Annotated in this window: 19 protein-coding genes; 13 read left to right on the top strand and 6 right to left on the bottom strand. The window is 64.8% G+C overall.

The genetic code is table 11. The features are described 5' to 3' along the window. From nuoH to A7V84_RS06735, 8 genes are read left to right on the top strand one after another with little or no spacing between them, the layout of a single operon-like run. Complete coding sequence (gene nuoH / locus A7V84_RS06770; RefSeq protein ID WP_025518030.1) at positions 1 to 1,074, top strand: NADH-quinone oxidoreductase subunit NuoH; 1,074 nt, start codon at positions 1 to 3, stop codon at positions 1,072 to 1,074. Positions 1,075 to 1,094: 20 nt separating this feature from the next. Further along, positions 1,095 to 1,583: an NADH-quinone oxidoreductase subunit NuoI gene (gene nuoI / locus A7V84_RS06765; RefSeq protein WP_025518028.1), complete on the top strand. Its 489-nt coding sequence runs from the start codon at positions 1,095 to 1,097 to the stop codon at positions 1,581 to 1,583. A 17-nt stretch (positions 1,584 to 1,600) separates the two neighbouring features. Next, positions 1,601 to 2,227: an NADH-quinone oxidoreductase subunit J gene (locus tag A7V84_RS06760; protein ID WP_063492032.1), complete on the top strand. Its 627-nt coding sequence runs from the start codon at positions 1,601 to 1,603 to the stop codon at positions 2,225 to 2,227. Continuing rightward, on the top strand, positions 2,224 to 2,532 hold the full coding sequence (nuoK, locus tag A7V84_RS06755; protein WP_025518025.1) for an NADH-quinone oxidoreductase subunit NuoK: 309 nt from the start codon (positions 2,224 to 2,226) through the stop codon (positions 2,530 to 2,532). Before A7V84_RS06760 ends, nuoK begins: the two co-directional genes overlap by 4 nt. A 17-nt stretch (positions 2,533 to 2,549) precedes the next feature. Then, the gene (gene nuoL, locus A7V84_RS06750; protein ID WP_025518023.1) at positions 2,550 to 4,550 is read left to right on the top strand and encodes an NADH-quinone oxidoreductase subunit L; all 2,001 of its coding nucleotides are present in this window, start codon (positions 2,550 to 2,552) and stop codon (positions 4,548 to 4,550) included. Then, positions 4,547 to 6,049 carry an NADH-quinone oxidoreductase subunit M gene (locus A7V84_RS06745; RefSeq protein ID WP_025518021.1) on the top strand — a complete coding sequence of 501 codons (1,503 nt, stop codon included), beginning with the start codon at positions 4,547 to 4,549 and terminating at the stop codon, positions 6,047 to 6,049. The genes nuoL and A7V84_RS06745 overlap by 4 nt, the downstream gene beginning before the upstream one ends. 9 nt (positions 6,050 to 6,058) lie before the next feature. Further along, positions 6,059 to 7,543, top strand: coding sequence for an NADH-quinone oxidoreductase subunit NuoN (gene nuoN / locus A7V84_RS06740; protein ID WP_025518019.1), 1,485 nt, complete (start codon positions 6,059 to 6,061; stop codon positions 7,541 to 7,543). A gap of 4 nt (positions 7,544 to 7,547) precedes the next feature. After that, a complete protein-coding gene (locus tag A7V84_RS06735; protein WP_025518017.1) occupies positions 7,548 to 7,859 on the top strand; it encodes a DUF2818 family protein in 312 nt (103 codons plus the stop codon). A gap of 56 nt (positions 7,860 to 7,915) precedes the next feature. Here A7V84_RS06735 and serB read toward each other — a convergent pair whose 3' ends face one another. Both serB and mfd read right to left on the bottom strand, forming a co-directional pair. Beyond that, positions 7,916 to 8,773 carry a phosphoserine phosphatase SerB gene (gene serB / locus A7V84_RS06730; RefSeq protein ID WP_025518015.1) on the bottom strand — a complete coding sequence of 286 codons (858 nt, stop codon included), beginning with the start codon at positions 8,771 to 8,773 and terminating at the stop codon, positions 7,916 to 7,918. 26 nt (positions 8,774 to 8,799) lie between these two features. Beyond that, positions 8,800 to 12,261, bottom strand: a complete 3,462-nt coding sequence (gene mfd / locus A7V84_RS06725) for a transcription-repair coupling factor (protein ID WP_063492033.1) — start codon at positions 12,259 to 12,261, stop codon at positions 8,800 to 8,802. Positions 12,262 to 12,289: 28 nt separating this feature from the next. On the opposite strand from mfd, the gene ispD reads away from it, so the two are divergent. The 3 genes from ispD to A7V84_RS06710 all read left to right on the top strand — a co-directional run bounded on the left by ispD (position 12,290) and on the right by A7V84_RS06710 (position 14,539). After that, on the top strand, positions 12,290 to 12,973 hold the full coding sequence (ispD, locus tag A7V84_RS06720) for a 2-C-methyl-D-erythritol 4-phosphate cytidylyltransferase (protein ID WP_033534194.1): 684 nt from the start codon (positions 12,290 to 12,292) through the stop codon (positions 12,971 to 12,973). Next, positions 12,970 to 13,455, top strand: coding sequence for a 2-C-methyl-D-erythritol 2,4-cyclodiphosphate synthase (gene ispF, locus A7V84_RS06715; protein ID WP_063492034.1), 486 nt, complete (start codon positions 12,970 to 12,972; stop codon positions 13,453 to 13,455). Before ispD ends, ispF begins: the two co-directional genes overlap by 4 nt. Before the next feature lie 283 nt (positions 13,456 to 13,738). Then, the gene (locus tag A7V84_RS06710; RefSeq protein WP_063492035.1) at positions 13,739 to 14,539 is read left to right on the top strand and encodes an AraC family transcriptional regulator; all 801 of its coding nucleotides are present in this window, start codon (positions 13,739 to 13,741) and stop codon (positions 14,537 to 14,539) included. A 100-nt stretch (positions 14,540 to 14,639) separates the two neighbouring features. Here A7V84_RS06710 and A7V84_RS06705 read toward each other — a convergent pair whose 3' ends face one another. The 4 genes from A7V84_RS06705 to risA are packed head-to-tail and all read right to left on the bottom strand — an operon-like array spanning position 14,640 to position 17,986. Next, complete coding sequence (locus tag A7V84_RS06705) at positions 14,640 to 15,158, bottom strand: carboxymuconolactone decarboxylase family protein (protein WP_025518007.1); 519 nt, start codon at positions 15,156 to 15,158, stop codon at positions 14,640 to 14,642. Positions 15,159 to 15,213: 55 nt separating this feature from the next. Further along, complete coding sequence (locus A7V84_RS06700; protein WP_025518006.1) at positions 15,214 to 15,762, bottom strand: peroxiredoxin; 549 nt, start codon at positions 15,760 to 15,762, stop codon at positions 15,214 to 15,216. Between the two features lie 60 nt (positions 15,763 to 15,822). Further along, complete coding sequence (risS, locus tag A7V84_RS06695) at positions 15,823 to 17,217, bottom strand: sensor histidine kinase RisS (protein ID WP_025518005.1); 1,395 nt, start codon at positions 17,215 to 17,217, stop codon at positions 15,823 to 15,825. A 34-nt stretch (positions 17,218 to 17,251) separates the two neighbouring features. Beyond that, complete coding sequence (gene risA, locus A7V84_RS06690) at positions 17,252 to 17,986, bottom strand: response regulator transcription factor RisA (RefSeq protein WP_025518003.1); 735 nt, start codon at positions 17,984 to 17,986, stop codon at positions 17,252 to 17,254. 127 nt (positions 17,987 to 18,113) lie between these two features. Here risA and A7V84_RS06685 point away from each other — a divergent pair, with 127 nt between their 5' ends. Beyond that, positions 18,114 to 19,361: a bifunctional tRNA (adenosine(37)-N6)-threonylcarbamoyltransferase complex dimerization subunit type 1 TsaB/ribosomal protein alanine acetyltransferase RimI gene (locus A7V84_RS06685; RefSeq protein WP_033534196.1), complete on the top strand. Its 1,248-nt coding sequence runs from the start codon at positions 18,114 to 18,116 to the stop codon at positions 19,359 to 19,361. Continuing rightward, entirely contained in the window at positions 19,361 to 20,221 is an 861-nt protein-coding gene (locus A7V84_RS06680) for a uracil-DNA glycosylase (protein ID WP_063492587.1), read from the top strand. The genes A7V84_RS06685 and A7V84_RS06680 overlap by 1 nt, the downstream gene beginning before the upstream one ends. Positions 20,222 to 20,253 lie beyond the last annotated feature (32 nt).

The following is a 20,253-nucleotide window of genomic DNA, read 5'->3' as shown; positions in this document are numbered from 1 at the left end:
ATGGAATGGCTCAATCTTCTCGAAAGCCAGGGCCAGGCATTGCTGGGTCCGACGGCGTGGCTGGTGGTGTGGACGTTGCTGAAGATCGTCGGCATCGCCGTGCCGGTCATTCTTTGCGTGGCGTATCTCACCTATTGGGAACGCAAGATGATCGGCTGGATGCACGTCCGCCTGGGCCCCAACCGCGTGGGCTTCAAGGGCCTGCTGCAGCCCTTCGCTGACGTCTTCAAGCTCCTGACCAAGGAAGTCGTGCTGCCGTCGGCGGCCAACAAGGTGCTGTTCATCGTGGCTCCCGTGGTCACGCTGATGCCGGCCCTGGCGGCCTGGGCCGTGGTGCCTTTCGGCCCCGAAGCGGTGCTGGCCAACGTCAACGCCGGCCTGCTCTATGTGATGGCCATCACCTCCGTGGGCGTATACGGCGTGATCGTGGCGGGCTGGGCGTCGAACTCCAAGTACGCCTTCCTGGGTGCGCTGCGTGCTTCGGCCCAGATGCTTTCCTACGAGCTGGCCATCAGTTTCGTGCTGGTCACCGTGCTGCTGGTCTCCGGCAGCCTGAACATGACCGAAATCGTCCTCGGCCAAGGCCGCGGCTGGTTTGCCGAAAAGGGCCTGACCTTCCTGTCGTGGAACTGGCTGCCGCTGCTGCCGCTGTTCGTGATCTACGTGATCTCGGCCGTGGCGGAAACCAACCGCCACCCGTTCGACGTGGTCGAAGGCGAGTCGGAAATCGTGGCCGGCCACATGGTCGAGTACTCGGGTATGGCTTTCGCCCTGTTCTTCCTGGGCGAGTACGCCAACATGATCTTCCTGTCGGCGATGGCGTCGATCATGTTCCTGGGTGGCTGGATGGCGCCGATCGATATTGCGCCGCTGAACTGGATCCCGGGCTGGCTGTGGCTGGGCATCAAGACCTTCTGCGTGGTGTCGATGTTCATCTGGTTCCGCGCATCGTTCCCGCGCTACCGCTATGACCAGATCATGCGTTTGGGCTGGAAGATCTTCATCCCGCTGACTGGTGTTTGGCTGGTCATCGTGGCGATCTGGATGCAGACGCCCTGGAATATTTGGCGCTGAGCGCCGGATCGAGGCTGGATATGGAAGCGATCAAGGATTTTTTCGGCAGCCTGCTGCTGACTGAACTGCTCAAGGGCATGCGCCTGACGGGCAAGTACTTCTTCAAGCGCAAGATGACCTTGCGCTACCCCGTGGAAAAGACGCCGACCTCGGCCCGTTTCCGCGGCCTGCACGCGTTGCGCCGTTACCCCAACGGGGAAGAGCGCTGCATCGCCTGCAAGCTGTGCGAAGCGGTCTGCCCGGCATTGGCCATCACGATCGAGTCGGCCCAACGCGATGACGGCACCCGCCGCACCACGCGCTACGACATCGACCTGACCAAGTGCATCTTCTGTGGTTTCTGTGAGGAAAGCTGCCCGGTGGACTCCATCGTGGAAACGCACATTCACGAATACCACGGCGAAAAGCGCGGCGACCTGTACTTCACCAAAGACATGCTGCTCGCCGTCGGCGACCGCTACGAAGCCGAAATCGCCCGTCGCCGGGCCGAAGACGCGCCTTACCGTTGATCGCCAGGGTCTGATCCATGACTTTTATCTCTGTCCTGTTCTACATACTGGCTTTCGTCCTGGTGGTGGCGGCATTCCGCGTCATCACCGCGCGCAGCCCCGTGACCGCCGTCCTGCATCTCATCCTGGCCTTCGCCAACGCGGCGATGCTGTGGATGCTGCTGGGCGCGGAATTCCTTGCCTTGCTGCTGGTGCTGGTCTACGTCGGCGCGGTGATGGTGCTCTTCCTGTTCGTCGTGATGATGCTCGATATCCGTATCGACAATCTGCGTCGTGGCCTGAAGACCTACCTGCCGCTGGGCCTGACGGTCGGCCTGATCATGGTCGTCGAAATGGTCTTCGTGCTGTACTCGACCTGGGGCGAAGCCGGCCCGCAGGTCGTCATGGCCGGCGACTACAACAACGCGCGCGCCTTGGGTGAAACCCTCTACACGCAATATGTCTACGGTGTCGAAGTCGGTGGCGCGCTGCTGCTGGTCGGCATGGTGGCTGCCATTGCGCTGACGCTGCGTCAACGTCGTGATGCCAAGTACAACGATCCGTCGGCCGCCGTGCGCGTGCGTGCCAAGGACCGTTTCCGCATGGTCAAGATGAAGGCACAGCGCGAGCGCGCCCCTGCGGCCGAGCAAGGAGAACAAAAATGACCATCACCCTGGCACACTACCTGATCCTGGGGGCGATCCTGTTCGCCATCGGCATCTTTGGCATTTTCCTCAATCGCCGCAACCTGATCATTCTGTTGATGTCCGTCGAGCTGATGCTGCTGGCGGTCAACATGAACTTCGTGGCGTTTTCGAGCTGGTTCGGCGATACGGCCGGCCAGGTGTTCGTGTTCTTCATCCTGACCGTGGCGGCCGCCGAGGCTGCCATCGGTCTGGCGATTCTGGTGCTGCTGTTCCGCAACCTGAACACGATCAACGTTGACGAACTCGATCGCCTGAAGGGCTGACGGGGTATTGGAAGAAAATGTCTAGCTCACCCAATCTCTATTTGCTGATCGCCCTGGCCCCGCTGGCCGGCGCGATCGTGACCGGCCTGTTCGGCACGGGTTTCCTCGGCCGGCCGGTTGGCCGCCGCGCCGCCCATTTCATCACCATCCTGCTGGTGGCGTTTTCCGCCGTCGGTTCGGTCGTGGTGCTGAAGGACGTCGTGGATGGCCTGACCTTTGACGGCGCGGTCTACACCTGGACCCTGATCGGCAATACCAAGCTGGAAATCGGCTTCCTGATCGATCCGCTGTCGGCCATGATGATGGTCGTGGTGACCTCGGTCTCGCTGATGGTGCACATCTACACCATCGGCTACATGGCCGATGATCCCGGCTACCAGCGCTTCTTCGCCTACATCTCGCTGTTCACCTTCTCCATGCTGATGCTGGTGATGTCGAACAACATGGTGCAGCTGTTCTTCGGCTGGGAAGCAGTGGGCCTGGTGTCGTATCTGCTGATCGGCTTCTGGTACACCCGCCCGACGGCGATCTTCGCCAACATGAAGGCCTTCCTGATCAACCGCGTCGGTGACTTCGGCTTCGTGCTGGGGATCGGCCTGCTGTTCGCCTATGCCGGCACCATGCACTATGGCGAAGTCTTCGCCCAGGCCGACAAGCTGTCGGCCCTGAAGCTGCCCGGCAGCGACTGGGCCCTGCTGACCGTGGCCTGCATCTGCCTGTTCATCGGTGCGATGGGTAAATCGGCCCAGGTGCCGCTGCATGCCTGGCTGCCCGATTCGATGGAAGGCCCCACGCCGATCTCGGCCCTGATCCACGCCGCCACCATGGTGACGGCCGGCATCTTCATGGTCGCGCGCTTCTCGCCGTTGTTCGAGCTCTCGGATGTGGCGCTGTCCTTCATCATCGTGATCGGCTCGATCGGCGCGCTGTTCCTGGGTCTGCTGGGCCTGATCCAGAACGACATCAAGCGCGTGGTGGCTTACTCGACGCTGTCGCAGCTGGGTTACATGACCGTGGCGCTGGGCGCCTCGGCCTACTCGGCCGCCATCTTCCACCTGATGACGCACGCCTTCTTCAAGGCACTGCTGTTCCTGGGTGCGGGCTCGGTCATCATCGGCATGCACCACAACCAGGACATCCGCCAGATGGGCGGCCTGCGCAAGTACATGCCCATCACCTGGATCACCTTCCTGCTGGGTACGCTGGCGCTGGTCGGCACGCCGTTCTTCTCGGGTTTCTACTCGAAAGAGCAGATCATCGACGCCGCTGGCGCGGCCAACGTGTGGGGCGCTCACTTTGCCTACTACGCGACGATGACGGGCGTGTTCGTCACCTCGCTGTACTCGTTCCGGCTGTATTTCCTGGTCTTCCACGGCAAGGAGCGCTTCCCCGAGCATGGCGATGACCACGCCCATGGCCATGACGATCATCACGGCGGCAAGCCGCATGAGTCGCCCTGGGTTGTCACGCTGCCGCTGGTGCTGCTGGCCATTCCCTCGGTCGTCATCGGCGCCTGGGCGGCCGGCCCCATGCTGTTCGGCAAATTCTTCGACGGCGTGATCACCGTGCTGCCGCAGCACCCGGCCATGGGCGAGCTGCGTGAAGACTGGCATGGCTGGGTTGCTTACGGCCTGCATTCCGTGCAGACCCCGGCCTTCTGGCTGATGGTGGCCGGCGCGGTCGTGGCCTGGTACTGCTATCTCATCAACCCCAAGGTGCCGGCGCGCGTCAAGCAAACCTTCTCCGGCGTCTACAAGGTCATGGAGAACAAGTACTACGTCGACTGGATCAACGAGCAGATCATCGCCCGCGGTGCTCGCTGCCTGGGCCGTGGCCTGTGGCAGACCGGTGACCGTGGCCTGATCGACGGCGTGCTGGTCAACGGCAGCGCTCGCCTGGTCGGCTGGGTGGCTGCGGTGAGCCGTCACCTGCAGTCGGGTTACATCTATCACTACGCGTTCGCGATGATCCTCGGCATCATGGCGCTGGTGACTTTCTTTGTGCTGATTCCCCAATGATGGCAAGCGAGATGGCATCCAACACTTTTCCCTGGCTCACGCTTGCGATCTTCGTTCCGATCGTATTCGGTCTGCTGGTGCTTGCGCTGGGCCGAGACGACCGTCCCTGCCTGACGCGGGGGCTGTCGCTGATCGGGGCGATCGCGGGTTTCCTGGTCACCATTCCGGTCTACACCGGCTTTGACAAGACGACGGCTGCCATGCAGTTCGTCGAGAAGACCTCCTGGATCGAATCCTTCAACGTCAACTACCACCTCGGGGTGGACGGCATTTCGATCTGGTTCGTCCTGCTGACGGCCTTCATCACCATCATCGTGGTGGCGGCCGGCTGGGAGGTCATCACCAACCGCGTGTCGCAGTACATGGCCGCCTTCCTCATCCTTTCGGGGCTGATGGTGGGCGTGTTCTCGGCGCTCGACGGGCTGTTGTTCTACGTCTTCTTCGAAGCCACGCTGATTCCGATGTACATCATCGTGGGGGTGTGGGGCGGTCCCAACCGGGTCTACGCGGCGTTCAAGTTCTTCCTGTACACGCTGCTGGGCTCCTTGCTGACGCTGGTCGCCTTCATCTACCTGTGGAACGCCTCGGGTGGTTCGTTCGACATCCAGACCTGGCAGCAGACCAAACTGGGCTACACGCCGCAGATCCTGATCTTCGTGGCGCTGTTCGCCGCCTTTGCGGTCAAGGTGCCGATGTGGCCGGTGCACACCTGGCTGCCGGACGCCCACGTTGAGGCGCCGACCGGCGGCTCGGTGGTGCTGGCCGCCATCATGCTGAAGCTGGGCGCCTACGGTTTCCTGCGCTTCTCCCTGCCCATCGTGCCGGATGCGGCGCACAGCCTGGCCGGCGTGATGATCGCGCTGTCGCTGGTTGCCGTGATCTACATCGGTCTGGTGGCGATGGTCCAGGACGACATGAAGAAGCTGGTGGCTTATTCGTCGGTCGCTCACATGGGTTTCGTGACCCTGGGTTTCTTTGTCTTCAACACCGCCGGTATGGAAGGCGCGATCGTGCAGATGATTTCGCACGGTTTCGTCTCGGGCGCAATGTTCCTGTGTATCGGTGTGCTGTATGACCGTCTGCACTCGCGCCGCATTGCCGATTACGGCGGCGTGGTCAACGTCATGCCGCGTTTCGCGACGTTCTTCGTGCTGTTCTCGATGGCCAACAGCGGCCTGCCGGCCACCAGCGGCTTCGTGGGCGAGTTCATGGTCATCATGGGCGCCGTCGAGCACAATTTCTGGGTGGGCCTGCTCACCGCCACCGCCCTGATTTTCGGCGCAGCGTACTCGCTGTGGATGGTCAAGCGCGTGATCTTCGGCGACATCACCAATGACGCCGTGCGCACGATGCCCGACCTGAACCGCCGTGAGTTCTGGATTCTTGGTGTGATGGCGATCGCCGTGCTGTACATGGGTATCTATCCCAAGCCCTTCACCGACGTCATGCACGTGTCGGTCGAGGCCCTGCTGCAACACGTTGCCGTCTCGAAACTCTAAGACAAGACAATGATGCAATCCCACATCGATTTCGCTTTGGCCACACCAGAGATCCTGCTGCTGGTGCTGGCGCTGGCCGTGCTGCTGATCGACGCGTTCAGCAGCCAACAGGATCGCAAGACCACTTACGTCCTGACGCTGGCTTCGCTGGCCGTGCTGACCGTCGTTTCGCTGGTGCAGTGGAACAACGGCGTTACCGGCACGACCTTCCATGGCATGTATGTCACCGACTCCTTCTCGCATCTGCTGAAGGTGGCGTCCTATATCGCCGTGGCGGTCACGCTGATCTACGGTCGGATCTACATCCAGTCGCGCGACATGCTGCGCGGCGGAGAGATCTACGTGCTCACGCTGATGGCGCTGCTGGGTCAGATGGTCATGATCTCGGCGGGCAACCTGATCTCGGTCTACCTCGGCCTTGAGCTGATGTCGCTGGCCCTGTATGCCCTGGTGGCGCTGCGCCGCGAAAGCGTGATCGCCACCGAAGCCGCCATGAAGTACTTCGTGCTCGGTGCGCTGGCTTCGGGCTTCCTGCTGTACGGCATGTCCATGATCTATGGCGCCACCGGCCACCTGGATCTGGTCGAGATCTCGCGCGCGATCGGCGCTGGTCAGTTCGAACAGATGGCGCTGGTCTTCGGCGTGGTGTTCCTGGTCGCCGGCCTGGCGTTCAAGCTGGGCGCCGTGCCTTTCCACATGTGGGTGCCCGACGTCTATCAGGGTTCGCCCACCGCCGTGACGCTGATCATGGGCGGCGCGCCCAAGCTGGCCGCCTTCGCGCTGGTGCTGCGCCTGCTGGTCGATGGCCTGCATGGCCTGGCCGCCGACTGGCAGCCCATGCTGCTGATCCTGGCCGTGCTGTCGCTGGCCATCGGCAACCTGACCGCCATCGTCCAGACCAACTTCAAGCGCATGCTGGCCTACTCGACCATCTCGCACATGGGCTTCGTGCTCCTGGGCCTGGGCGTGGGTGTGGTGGCTGGCAAGACGGGCACCGAGACGGCCGCCTACGGCGCGTCGCTGTTCTACATGATCACCTATGTGCTGACCACCCTGGCCAGCTTCGGTATCGTGTTGCTGCTGTCGCGCCAGGGCTTCGAATGCGAAAACATCGAAGACCTGAAGGGCCTGAACCGTCGCAGCCCCTGGCATGCCCTGATGGTGCTGTTGCTGATGTTCTCGCTGGCCGGCATTCCGCCGCTGGTGGGTTTCTACGCCAAGCTGGCCGTGCTTCAGGCAGCAGTCGAGGCGGGCCATGTGGCGATTGCCGTGGTGGCGGTGCTGTTCTCCCTGATCGGCGCCTTCTACTACCTGCGCGTGGTCAAGGTGGTGTACTTCGACGAGCCTTCGGGCGACGCTCAGCCGCTGAACGCTTCCTGCGTGCAGCGCGGCCTGCTGTCGGTCAACGGCTTGCTGATGATTGTGCTGGGCATCCTGCCGGGCGGCTTGATGGCGTTGTGCATGCACGTCATCCAGAACTCCTTCGGCGGTTGATCGCATGAGTCAGACCCTCGCCGTCTGGTTGCTGATTGCGCTGGCCCTGGTCAGCGCCAATCTGCCCTTCCTGACGGACCGGGTCTTCGCCGTGTGGCCGCTGGCCGGCGGCAAATCGGTGTGGTGGCGTTTCGCCGAACTGCTGGGTTACTACCTGGTGGTGGGGCTGGCCGGGTTCGCCTTCGAAAGCGCGCTGGGCAATCCCTTTCCCCAGACCTGGGAGTTCTACGCCATCACGCTCAGCATGTACCTGGTGCTGGGTTTTCCGGGATTCGTGTACCGCTATCTTTTCAAGCGCCGCCTGCGGGCCGCCTGAGTGCAAAGAAAAACGCCTCCGACATGTCGGAGGCGTTTTTGCATGGGCTCGGGGTTTCAGTGCGCAAACCAGTTGAGCACGCCATCCAGGCCGCAGACGTTGAGGGAATAGGGCGTCTGCTGACGCACGATCGGCTTGGCATGATAGGCCACGGCAAAGCGTGCCTCGGCCAACATGGGCAGATCGTTGGCGCCGTCGCCGATGGCGATGATCTGTTCTCGCGTGGCGCCGTGTTCGGCGGCAAACGCCTTCAGGTGGCGCGCCTTGGCCGCGCCGTCCAGGATGTCGCCCAGAACCTGTCCTGTCAGGCGTCCATCGGCGTCGATTTCCAACGTATTGGCGTGGGCGCTGTCGAGTTTGAGGCGCTCGCGCAGGCGCTGCGTGAAGAAGGTGAAGCCGCCGGATACCAGCAGCGTCTTGATGCCGGCGGTCCGCGCCGACTCCAGCAGGGCTTCGGCGCCGGGATTCAGGCGCAGCCGTTCTTCGTAGACACGCTCCAGGACGCTGGCCGGCGTGCCTTTGAGCAGGGCGACGCGGCGGCGCAGGCTTTCCGAAAAATCCTTGATTTCGCCGCGCATGGCGGCCTCGGTGATCTGCGCGACCTGCTCGCCCACGCCGGCGCAGGCGGCGATTTCATCGATGCATTCGATGTTGATCAGGGTCGAGTCCATGTCCATGGAAAGGATCTTGCAGTCACCCAGGGCCAGCCCGGCCGGCACGAAGGCCGCATCCACGGCATGGCGGTCGGCCCAGTCGCGGACTTCGCCGCGCGTGGATTCGTCGTCCTGCACGTTGAGCAGCCGCGCCGCAGTGGCGGTGATGCGGGCGATGCCGTCGGCGCTCGCCAGGGCGGCGATCTGTTCGGCGTGATGGGCGGTCAGGCCCGGGGCTTGGATGATGAGATGGGTGGTCATGGCTTGGATGCGAAAGAGGATGGCGCCTATTTTAGCGAGCGCAGCACGGCGCGCACCGCATCGGCCCGGCCGCTCAATTGCGGCGCGGTGATCTCGATGCGCAGACGATCCTGGCCCGAGAGCTTGATGTGGCGCTGGCGTTGCACCAGTTCGATGATGCGCAGCGGATCCACGTTGGCCTTGGGGCCGAACTGCAGCAATGCCTGGTGCTCGCTGACGTCGATCTTGACGATGCCCAGCGGCTCGGCGATCAGGCGCAGGCGATGCGTCATGAGCAGGGTCTGGGCCGGCTCGGGCAGCTTGCCGAAACGATCGATGAGCTCTTCCTGGATGCGAATCAGGTCATCCTCGCCATCGGCGTGCGACAGGCGTTTGTAGATGGCCAGGCGCGCATGGACGTCAGGGCAGTAGTCGGCCGGCAGCAGGGCGGGCGCATGCAGATTGACCTCGCAGGCGAGGTTGAACGGCGCGTCCAGATCCGGCTCCTCGCCCACCTTGAGCGCGCGCACGGCTTCGTTGAGCATCTCGTTGTACATCGAGAAGCCGACCTCCTGGATGTTGCCCGATTGCGAGTCGCCGAGGATCTCGCCGGTACCTCGGATCTCGAGGTCATGCATGGCCAGATAGAAACCGGCGCCCAGCTCTTCCATGGCCTGGATGGCTTCCAGGCGCTTCTTGGCATTGCTGGTGATGGCGTCTTCGCCCGGCGTCAGCAGATAGGCATAGGCCTGGTGATGCGAGCGGCCCACACGTCCGCGCAACTGGTGCAGCTGAGCCAGGCCGAAGCGATCGGCCCGGTGGATCACGATGGTGTTGGCGGTGGGCACGTCGATGCCGGTCTCGATAATGGTGGTACACAGCAGCACGTTGTAGCGCTGCTGGTAAAAGTCCTTCATGACCTGTTCCAGCTCGCGTTCGGGCATCTGGCCGTGGGCCACGCAGATCCGCGCCTCGGGCACCAGCTCCTCCAGGCGGGCGCGGCGGTTGTGGATGGTCTCGACTTCGTTGTGCAGGAAGTAGGCCTGGCCGCCGCGCTTGAGTTCGCGCAGCAAGGCCTCGCGGATGGTGCTGCCGTCTTCGCGGCGTACGAAGGTCTTGATGGCCAGGCGCTTCTGGGGCGCGGTGGCGATCACGGAGAAATCGCGGATGCCTTCCAGCGACATGCCCAGGGTGCGGGGAATCGGCGTGGCCGTGAGCGTCAGCACGTCCACCTCGGCGCGCAGCGACTTGAGGGTTTCCTTCTGGCGCACGCCGAAACGGTGTTCTTCGTCGATGATCACCAGCCCCAGGCGCTTGAACTGCACGTCCTTGGACAGGATCTTGTGCGTGCCGATGACGATATCCACGCGTCCGTCATTGATGCCCTCGACGGCGGCCGCGATTTCCTTGGCCGAGCGAAAGCGTGACAGCTCCACCACCCGCACGGGCCAGTCGGCGAAGCGGTCGGAGAAGGTCTGGGCGTGTTGTTCGGCAAGCAGCGTGGTGGGGCAGAGCAGGGCGACCTGCTTGCCATTGGCAACGGCCAGGAAGGCCGCCCGCAAGGCCACTTCGGTCTTGCCGAAGCCGACATCGCCGCAAACCAGGCGGTCCATGGGCTTGCCGGAGGTCATGTCCATGATCACGGCCTGGATCGCGGCCGATTGGTCGGGCGTTTCCTCGAAACCGAAGCCTTCGGCGAAGGACTCATAATCCGACAGCGGCAGCTCGAAGCTGTAGCCCTGACGGGCTGCGCGCTGGGCGTACAAAGCCAGCAATTCGGCCGCGGTATCGCGTACCTGCTTGGCCGCCTTGCGGCGCGCCTTGTCCCACTGGCCGGATCCCAGCTGGTGCAGCGGTGCGGCTTCCGGGTCGGCGCCGCTGTAGCGCGCGATGACGTGCAACTGCGAAACCGGAACATACAGCGTGGCGCCGCTGGCGTACTGCAGGTGCAGAAACTCCATCTCGCCTTCGCCCATGTCCATGTTGACCAGGCCGTGATAGCGGCCGATGCCGTGCTGGGCATGTACGACCGGGTCGCCTTCGCGCAGCTCGGCCAGGTCACGCACCATGGCCTCGACGTTGCTGGCGCCTTCCTGGCTGCGTTTGCCGCGGCGGCGCACGCCGGCATTGCCCGGGTACAGATCATTTTCGGTGAGAAAGACGGGCCCCCCCTGCAGGCCGAAGCCCGCGGCCAGCGGCGCCACCGCCAGCCCGAAGCGCGCCGGCGTCTGCAGGAAGTCGCCAATGGTGTCGGTCTGGCAGTCAGGCGCCAAGCCCTGCTCGGCCAGCATCTGGCTGAGCGTCTCGCGCCGCCCGGCCGAGTCGGCGCACAGCAGCACCTCGGCATCGGGTTTGCTGACGAGCGCGCGCAGGCGCGCCACCGGATCTTCGGCGCGCCGCATCACCGCGACATCGGGCGCTGCGCAAAAATCGGGGTGCGGTCCTTCGCCGCTCAGGGCCAGGCGGGCGAAGTCCTTGAAGCCGGCGTAAAGCGCGTCGCGATCCAGGAAAAGGGCCTGCGGCGGCAGCACCGGCCGTTCCCGGTCGCTTTTGAGAAAGTGGTAGCGGCTTGCCGTGTCCAGCGAAAAGCGCTGGATGGCCTCTTCGATATTGCCCAGCGTGACCGTCAGGGTGCCGGCGCTGAGGTAGTCGAAAAGCGTGGCGGTCTGGTCAAAGAACAGCGGCAGGTAGTATTCCACCCCGGCAAAGGCGATGCCGTTGCCGATGTCCTTGTAAGGGAGCGCGCGCGAGGGGTCGCCCTCGAAGACTTCGCGAAAGCGTGCGCGAAAATGGTTGCGCGCCGCCTCATCCATCGGGAATTCCCGGCCGGGCAGCAATTGCACCTCGTTGACCGGATACAGGCTGCGCTGGGTGTCGACGTCGAAGGCGCGGATGGATTCGATCTCGTCATCGAACAGGTCGAGCCGGTAGGGGACCGCCGAGCCCATCGGAAACAGGTCGATCAGCCCGCCGCGCAGGCAGAATTCGCCCGGCGCGGTCACCTGGGTGACGTGGTTGTAGTTGGCCAGGGTCAACTGGGCGCGCAAGGCGGCTTCGTCCAGACGGTCGCCGCGCTTGAAGGCAAAGGTGTAGGCCGCCAGGAAAGCGGGCGGCGCCAGCCGGTACAGCGCCGTGGTGACGGGCAGCGTGAGGATGTCGACCGATTGGGTCATCAGCGCATGCAGCGTGTACAGGCGCTGTGAGATCAGGTCCTGATGGGGTGAGAACGCGTCGTAGGGCAGCGTCTCCCAGTCAGGCAGCTGGCGCACCCGCAGGCCGGGCGCGAACAGCGGGATCTCGTCGGCCAGGCGCTGGGCCTGCAAGGGATCGGCCGTCAGCACAACCAGCGGTCGGGCCGCCTGGCGCGCCAGGTCGGCCAGCAGCCAGCCGTCGCCGGATCCCGGCGGACAGGGTTGAACATAGCGCGTGCCCGGCTTGAGCGCGGCGAGGAGGGCGGAGGAGGAAGGCAGTTGCGTTTCCACTGCGAAAGAGGTCGGTGAGTCAGGCATGACGGAGAAATTATAAAATCACTGGATCATGTCTGAATCTTTGATTGCTATTGTGCCTGCTGCCGGGGTTGGCAGCCGCGCCAGTCTGCCGGGCCAGGCGGCATTGCCCAAGCAGTATCGTCCGCTGGGTGGCCAGTCCATGCTGCGCCGCGCGGTCCGCGCGCTGCTGGCCGACGCGCGCATCGCACAGGTGCGGGTGGCGGTGAGCCCTGGCGACGGCTGGGTCGACGAGGCCCTGGCCGGCTTGCCGCGGACCGTCTGGCGGCCTTGTGGCGGAGCGACACGGGCCGACACGGTGGCCGCGGCCCTGGCCGACGCCGCGCTGTCGGATGCGACCTGGGTGCTGGTGCATGACGCCGCCCGCCCGGGTCTGCCGGCCGAGGCGCTGGCGCGCCTGATCGACGCCTGCCTGGCCGATACCGTGGGCGGCCTGCTGGCCTTGCCGGTGGCCGACACCGTGAAGGCGGGTGGCCCGCGCGTACGTGCTACCGTGGACCGCGATGGGCTGTGGCTGGCGCAAACGCCACAGATGTTCCGCGCCGGACTGCTGCGCGATGCCCTGGCGCATGCCCGTGCACAGGGGCTGGCTGTCACGGACGAGGCCTCGGCCATCGAGGCCTGGGGGTTGGCGCCGCAGCTTGTGCCCGGGTCGGTACGCAACTTCAAGGTCACCTGGCCTGACGATTTCGCTCTTATGGAAAAATGGTTATGACAGTTCCCTTTCGCGTGGGCCAGGGCTTCGACGTCCACGCCCTGGTGCCCGGTCGGCCTTTGATCATCGGCGGGGTGCGCATCGAGCACAGCCATGGCCTGTTGGGCCATTCAGATGCCGATGTGCTGCTGCACGCCGTCACAGACGCCATCCTGGGCGCCGCCGGCCTGGGCGATATCGGTCGGCACTTCCCGGATACGGATCCGCAGTTCAAGGGGGCGGACAGCCGCGTGCTGTTGCGCGAAGCCATGGCGCGCGTGAGCCAGACGGGCTGGCAGGTGATCAATGTCGATGCCACCGTGCATGCCCAGGCCCCCAAGATCGGGCCGCACGCAGCCGCCATGGTCGCCAATATCGCCGCAGACCTCGGGCTGGAAGCCGGCGCGGTCAATATCAAGGCCAAGACCAACGAGGGCCTGGGCTATCTGGGGCGCAAGGAAGGGATTGCCGCTACGGTGGTGGCGTTGATCGCGAGGCGTTGAAAATCCCCCTGCTGGCGGGGCCCCTCCCTGAAATGGCTGTTCATCGTTATATGTTGGCTTGATTCGTTAACCTGGCCATTCGGGGGCGCGGCAGAATCGGGGCGGACGGAAGAGGGCTGGCCTGCCATGAGTGGGCGCGCTGGCCGGCGCGACGCGCAAATGCGCCGTCGCTCGGGAAGGCCGCGCCCTGCGAGGGGGGCGCTCGCAACGATGCCGGCGTGCCGGCAGCCCGGCCTCCGGACTCGATGTCCTCGAAAAATCCTGTACGGAGCCCTTGTTCCCCATGTCGTCCGGCCACGCCACCCCCTTGCCTCCCGCCGTGGATTACCACGCCTTGATCGACTCGCCGCAGGCGCCGCAGGTGCTGGCCCTGTCGGTGTCGGGCGACGACGAAGACCATGGCGATCCTCAGCAGCATCGGTCGGGGCAGTTGTATTGCCTCAAGCAGGGCTTGATGGTGGTGCAGTGCGAGGCCGGGCTGTTTGTGAGTCCACCGCGGTTCGTGGGTTGGATTCCGCCATTGGCCGAGCATGCCGTGGCCGGGCGGGGGCCCATCGAAGGTTGGACGGTGTTCATCAAGGCCGAGGCGGTTCAAGGCTTGCCCTCGCAACCGGCCCTGCTGGCCGGATCGCCATTGCTGGCGCCCCTGGCAGAACGCCTGGCGCAGTGGCAGCCCGAGGCCTGGCGCACGCCCGAGTATCTGCGCATGAGTCAGGTGTTTCTGGATGAGGTTCGCCAGGCTCCGGTGCAGGGCCTGTCTTTGCCCATGCCCGAAGACCGTCGCCTGCGGGCCATAGCGCGGGTGCTCATCGAGCAGCCGGCCGACCCCCGCAGCGCATCGCAATTGGCGCGCTGGGCGGGGCTGAGCGCCCGTAGCCTGACCCGCCATAGGGCCGCATCGGTGGGGATGAGTCTTGCCAAGTACCGGCAGGTGGCCAGGTTGCTCAAATCGCTGGATGGCCTGTCGCAAGGCCAGGATGTGCAGCAGGTCGCCTGGAGCGTGGGCTTCGAGAGCGTCAGCGCCTACATCCACGCTTTCAAGGGTACGTTTGGCTTTACGCCCGGCAAGTACTTCGTCAGATAGGCCCGGGCGCAGGCTTTCGGCGGCCAGGCAGGGCCGGCGCCGGCAGATGCCGCATCCCGGTACGGGTCGACGACCCGGGCCGGGATGGGCGAGGCGGGGCTTACTTGCCCTGTGCGGTCAGCGCCTGGGCGGCCGCGTTCACCACGGCAGCGATCCGGCCGGCGTCGCGCAGTTGCTCGACGCTCATGCCTTCCTTCTTCAGGTTTTCGTAGTGCGACTGCACGCAGAAATGGCACTTGCCGATGATCGATGCCGTCAGCGAGAACAGTTCGAAGCGCTTTTTGTCCACGCCGCCGTGGGTGGCGTAGGCATTCATGCGCAGCTGCGGCGGCAGGCTCTTGAGCTGGGCGTCACCGGTCATCTCCGGATAGGGATACCAGGTGTTGTTCATGCCCATGAGCGCGGCGGCCGTCAGCGCTGCGTTCGCATCGCCTTCGGACAGGCCGCTCTTGAAGGCCTCGACCAGAAACTGGCTGCCAGCCGCGTAGGCGGCGGCCAGGCCGGCGCCCACGGCGTCTTCGGCGGGTAGCGTCGAACGTGCGATCACGCTATCCAGATTCAGGCGAATGTCCTTGGCCCAATCCGGTAGTTGATCCTTGATGGTAGAAAGGAATTCCATAGTTTTTACCTATAGTCTGGAGGGAAAAAAGCCCGGCAGGGCCGGGCTGCGGGTATTACAGCGTGTCGCCGCCCACGGTACGGTTGCACGGGCACAGTTCGTCCGTTTGCAGACCGTCCAGCAGACGCAGGACTTCTTCGGGGTTGCGGCCGACGTTCAGGTTGTTGACCGAAACGTGCTGGATGGTGTTGTCCGGGTCGACGATGAAGGTCGCGCGCAGAGCAACGCCAGCACCCTTTTCGCGGATGCCCAGCTGGTCGATCAGGGCGCCGGTGGTGTCGCCGAACTGATAGTGACCCAGCTTGTTCAGGTCCGGGTGCTCACGGCGCCAGGCCAGCTTGACGAATTCGTTGTCGCTCGAACCGCCCAGCAGAACGGCGTCGCGGTCTTCGAAATCCTTGGCCAGCTTGTTGAAGCCGACGATTTCGGTCGGGCACACGAAGGTGAAGTCCTTCGGGTAGAAATAGATGACCTTCCACTTGCCGGGGAACGAGCTTTCGGTGATTTCTTCGAAAGCCGAAACGCCGTTTTCTTCATGCTGGTTGAAGCCGGGCTTGACGCCGGTGACCTTGAAAGGCTCGAGTTTGTCGCCAACAGTTTTCATGCGGTACTCCCAGTAAGGTGTTGGTGGAGTTAGGGCTTGCCCTAAACCCCATATTCTACGCTATTGGTTTGCCGTGTCTAATTGATAATTCCTAAACTTGGCTTTGGGTAACTCTATCCGGGCCGTCAGTCCGCCCCCTTCGCGCGGCAGCAGTTTCAGGGAGCCTCCGACGTGCTTGAGCAGGCGTTCGACGATGGCCAGACCCAGCCCGGCGCCGCTCACGCCGGTGCGCGCGGCTTCGCCGCGCGAGAAGGGTCGCAGCAGACGTTCGACCTCGTCGGCGGCGATACCGGGGCCGCGGTCGGATACCTCGATGGCCAGGGTGCCACCCTCCGATTGCACATTCATGACGAGATGAGCCAGGCCGTCACTGGAGCGCCCGTAGCGGCGTGCGTTTTCGATCAGGTTGCCGACGATGCGCTTGAGATCGAGCGCAGTGATGCGTGCCCGCAAACCCGGCTCGATGACGGCCTCCAGCTCGCCGCCCACGGAGGCGGTATGGCTGCGTTCGCGCTCGTAAAGCTCGGTGAGGACTGAGGAAATGTCGGTCGCCAGCTGCGGCAGGGTGCCGGCCGGGCGGGCATATTCCATCAGCTGTCCGATACTGTGGTCGATCTGGGCGAGATCTTCGTCGATCGCCTGGCGCGCATCTTCGGACACGCCGCTCATCTCGATTTCCAGACGCATCCGCGCCAGCGGCGTGCGCAGGTCATGCGAGATGCCGGCCAGCATCAGCTCCCGATCCGCCTCGGCCTGGCGCAAGTCCTTGGCCATGCGGTTGAAGGAGGCGTTCAGATCGCGGATTTCCAGCGGCCCCTGCTCGGGCAGGGGGGCGGGAGTTTCGCCGCGCGAGAGCACCTGGGCCGCGCGCGCCAGGCGAGACAGCGGCCGGTTGACGAAGCCCACGCTGACCGCTGCGCCGACCAGCGAGAGCAACAGCGCCGTGGCGCCCCAGCCCAGCCATTCGATGCCGCCGGTCAGGCCGATCTGCTCGCGCTCGAAGACCAGCCAGTAAAGATCGTTGTCGATCTTGAAGCTGACCCAGAAGCCGGGGACCTGGTTCACGCCCCAGGCTATCTGGGTCTGTGGTCCGAACCGGGTGCGGATGTGCTGGGCCACGCGTTGCCAGTAGTCGTCATCGGGCAGCGCCTCGGTGAAATCGGTGACTTCGCGCGGGTAGACCTGAATGCCTTCATTGGTGGCCAGGTCCAGCAGCAGCTTGCTGCGCTCGTCAGCCTGCGAGTAGATCAGGGCCGTGCGGGTGATATTGACGGCCGTGATCACCCGCTGCGCCATCTGGTTGGCGCGCGGGCCGAGCTCCATGCTGAAAAACACTTGCAGCCAGGCGGCAAGGCTTACCAGCATGAGCGCTGCGAGCAACAGGAAGGTGCGGCCGAACAGACCTAGCCGCAGTCCTGGAATGACATTCTTCAGGTTCTTTCGCAAACGGGGCACACGCCTCAGCTCCTGCCCGGATGGGGCAGTCAGATCAGTTGCCGCCATCCGGCACGAAGACATATCCCAGACCCCAGACGGTCTGGATGAAGACCGGCTTGGAGGGGTTGGGTTCGATCAGCTTGCGCAGGCGCGAGATCTGGACGTCCAGGCTGCGGTCGAAGGCTTCGTATTCGCGGCCGCGCGCCAGTTCCATGAGTTTGTCGCGCGACAGCGGGATCTTGGGATGACGGGCGAAGACCTTCAGCACCGAGAACTCGCCGGTCGTGATGGGGACCTGTTCGCCGTTGCGCGTCAGGGTGCGGGTCGAGAGATTCAGCACATAGGGGCCGAAGGCGATCGACTCGTTTTCCTGGCTGGGTGCGCCCGGGTGCTCTTCGGTGCCGCGGCGACGCAGGATCGCGTTGATGCGGGCCAGCAGTTCGCGCGGGTTGAAGGGCTTGGAAAGATAATCATCGGCGCCCATCTCAAGGCCGACGATGCGGTCGATTTCCTCGGCCTTGGCGGTCAGCATGATGATGGGGGTGTTGTCGTGGCCGCCGCGCAGGCGGCGACAGATCGACAGACCATCCTCGCCCGGCAGCATCAGGTCGAGCACCAGGAGATCAAAGTGCTCGCGTTGCCAGAGCTTGCCCATTTCCTTGGCATCCTCGGCGACGAAGACATTGAACCCTTGTTCCGACAGATAGCGGCGGAGCAGATCACGCAGGCGAGGATCATCATCAACGACCAGGATCTTGCGGGTGGGGGTGGTGTTTGGAGTGTTCATGGCCGGAAATGTAACAGTGACAAGAACCACCGGCTAGTGGGTGTTCACAAGATATTACACATTGCGAGGTTCGCTTGAAATCCTGTGTCCACCCGTTGGTGTGAGGCTGATTTCGTACAATTGCCAAATGAACCTGAATCTGCTCGCCTTTGAAACCTCTGCCTCGCGTTGCGGGGTGGCGCTGCTCGTACGCCGTGCGCAGGACGAACGCCTCGAAGTCCTCGAACACGAAGGCACCCAGGAGCATGCCGAACGCCTGCTTCCGATGGCCAGCCAGCTGCTGGCGCAGGCCGGTCTGACGCCGGCGGATCTGCAGGCGGTGGCCTTCGGGCAGGGGCCGGGCGGCTTCACGGGCCTGCGGGTGGCATGCGGCGTGGCCCAGGGCATGGCGTTGGGCCTGCAGATTCCGGTGTTGCCCGTGGTGTCGCACCTGGCCGTGGCCGAAGCGGCCCTGCCGCAGGCCGGGCAGATCGTCCTGGTCGCCCTGGATGCGCGCATGGAGGAGGTCTACCTGGCGGCCTATCGCCGTACCCAGACGGTCGAGGGGCCGGCCTGGGCGACGCTGCAGGCGCCGTTGCTCATCGCGGCGGCCGAGGTGGTGGGCTGGGCGCGTCATCGGGCGTCCGAATGGACGACCGATCAGGAGATCCTCTGCGCGGGCGATGCCTGGCAGGTCTACGCCGGGCAGATGCCTGTGCCGCCGGCATGGCGTACGAGCCCGGCCCAACGGCCCCAGGCCGGCGATGTTGCGCGCCTGGCCGCGCGCGACTGGGATCAAGGCCATGCGCTGGCCCCCGAGCTGGCCGCGCCGCTTTATGTGCGTGACAAAGTCGCTTTCACGACCGCCGAGCGCGAGCGGGGCGAGGGCGGCAATCCGCGTGCGGCCAGTGCGCTGCCGGCGCATGGCGGCGAGCTCGAGCTGGCCGCCATGAACTCCGACGATGTCGCGGCCGTGGCCGCGCTGGAGGCCAGCGTGCAGGCCTTTCCATGGACCGAGGGGCATTTCCGTGATGCGCTCAAAGCGGGTTATGACTGTTGCGTGCTGCGCGACGGCGATCGCTTGGCCGGTTTCTGTGTCTTGATGCATGCGCCCGACGTGTCGCATGTGCTGGTGGTGGCCGTGAGGCCGGACCGCCAGCGCCAGGGGCTGGGGCAGCGTCTGCTGGCCTGGTGCGAAGCGCGCGCCCGGGCGCAATCGGTGCCGGCGCTGCTGCTGGAGGTGCGCCCTTCGAATCAGAGCGCGCTGGCATTCTATGGCCGGCAGGGATTCCAGCAGGTGGGGCTGCGCAAGGCTTACTACCCCGCGCCTGGCGGGCTGCGCGAAGACGCTCTGGTGCTGCAGAAACCGGTGGCGGCCGGAGCCGGCGCATCATGATGCCCGCGCCACGTCCGAATCCCCTGCAGCGCCTGTGGCTGCGCGAGATCGGCATCGAGAAAACCTGGCAGCGCGCGGAATCCGTGGCGCCTGCGGCGCCAGCCTCCCGGGTCAGCCAGCCCGAGGCGGCTCCCGCAGCGGCTCGCGCCGACCTGCCCGTAGCGCATCGCTTGCCGCCGGAAACGGTGGCGCCGGCCGCGGCTGTCGCGGCCCCTGCCGCGCCCGAGCGCCAGGCGTCCGCTCCGGATGCGCCGCCGGCCGTCACGCCCAGCGCGGCCACCGAAGTGGCGCGGCGGGTGGCCCATGCCGACCTGGCCCAGTTGCGCGAGCAGGTGCTCGCATGCACGGCCTGCGGGTTGTGCCAGGGACGCAAGCATGCCGTCTTCGGTGACGGGGCGCAGACTGCGCGCTGGATGGTGGTGGGCGAGGCGCCTGGCCAGGAAGAGGATCGCAGCGGGCTGCCCTTCGTCGGCCGCTCGGGCCGACTGCTGGACGCCATGCTGGCGGCGGTGGGGATGAGCCGCGAGCGCGATGTCTTCATCGCCAATGTGATCAAGTGCCGTCCGCCGGGCAATCGCAACCCCAAGCCCGAGGAAATCGCGGCTTGCGGACCATATCTGATGCGCCAGATCACCCTGCTGCGTCCGGAGCGGATTCTGGTGCTGGGGCGTTTTGCAGCCCAGACATTGCTGGGCGTGGATGCCAGCATTGCCAATCTGCGTGGCCGCCTGCATCAGCTCAAGGCGGACGATGGGCGCGAGATCCCGGTGGTGGTGAGCTATCACCCGGCCTATCTGCTGCGCAGCCCGGGCGAAAAGGCGCGTGCCTGGCAGGATCTGCGCCTGGCTGCAAAGGGCTGAGGCCCGGCCGGCACGGCAGTCTCCGGCCTCCG

The sequence above is a fragment of the Bordetella trematum genome (assembly GCF_900078335.1).
GTDB lineage: Bacteria > Pseudomonadota > Gammaproteobacteria > Burkholderiales > Burkholderiaceae_B > Bordetella > Bordetella trematum.
This window is presented reverse-complemented; position numbering and strand designations above follow the sequence as displayed.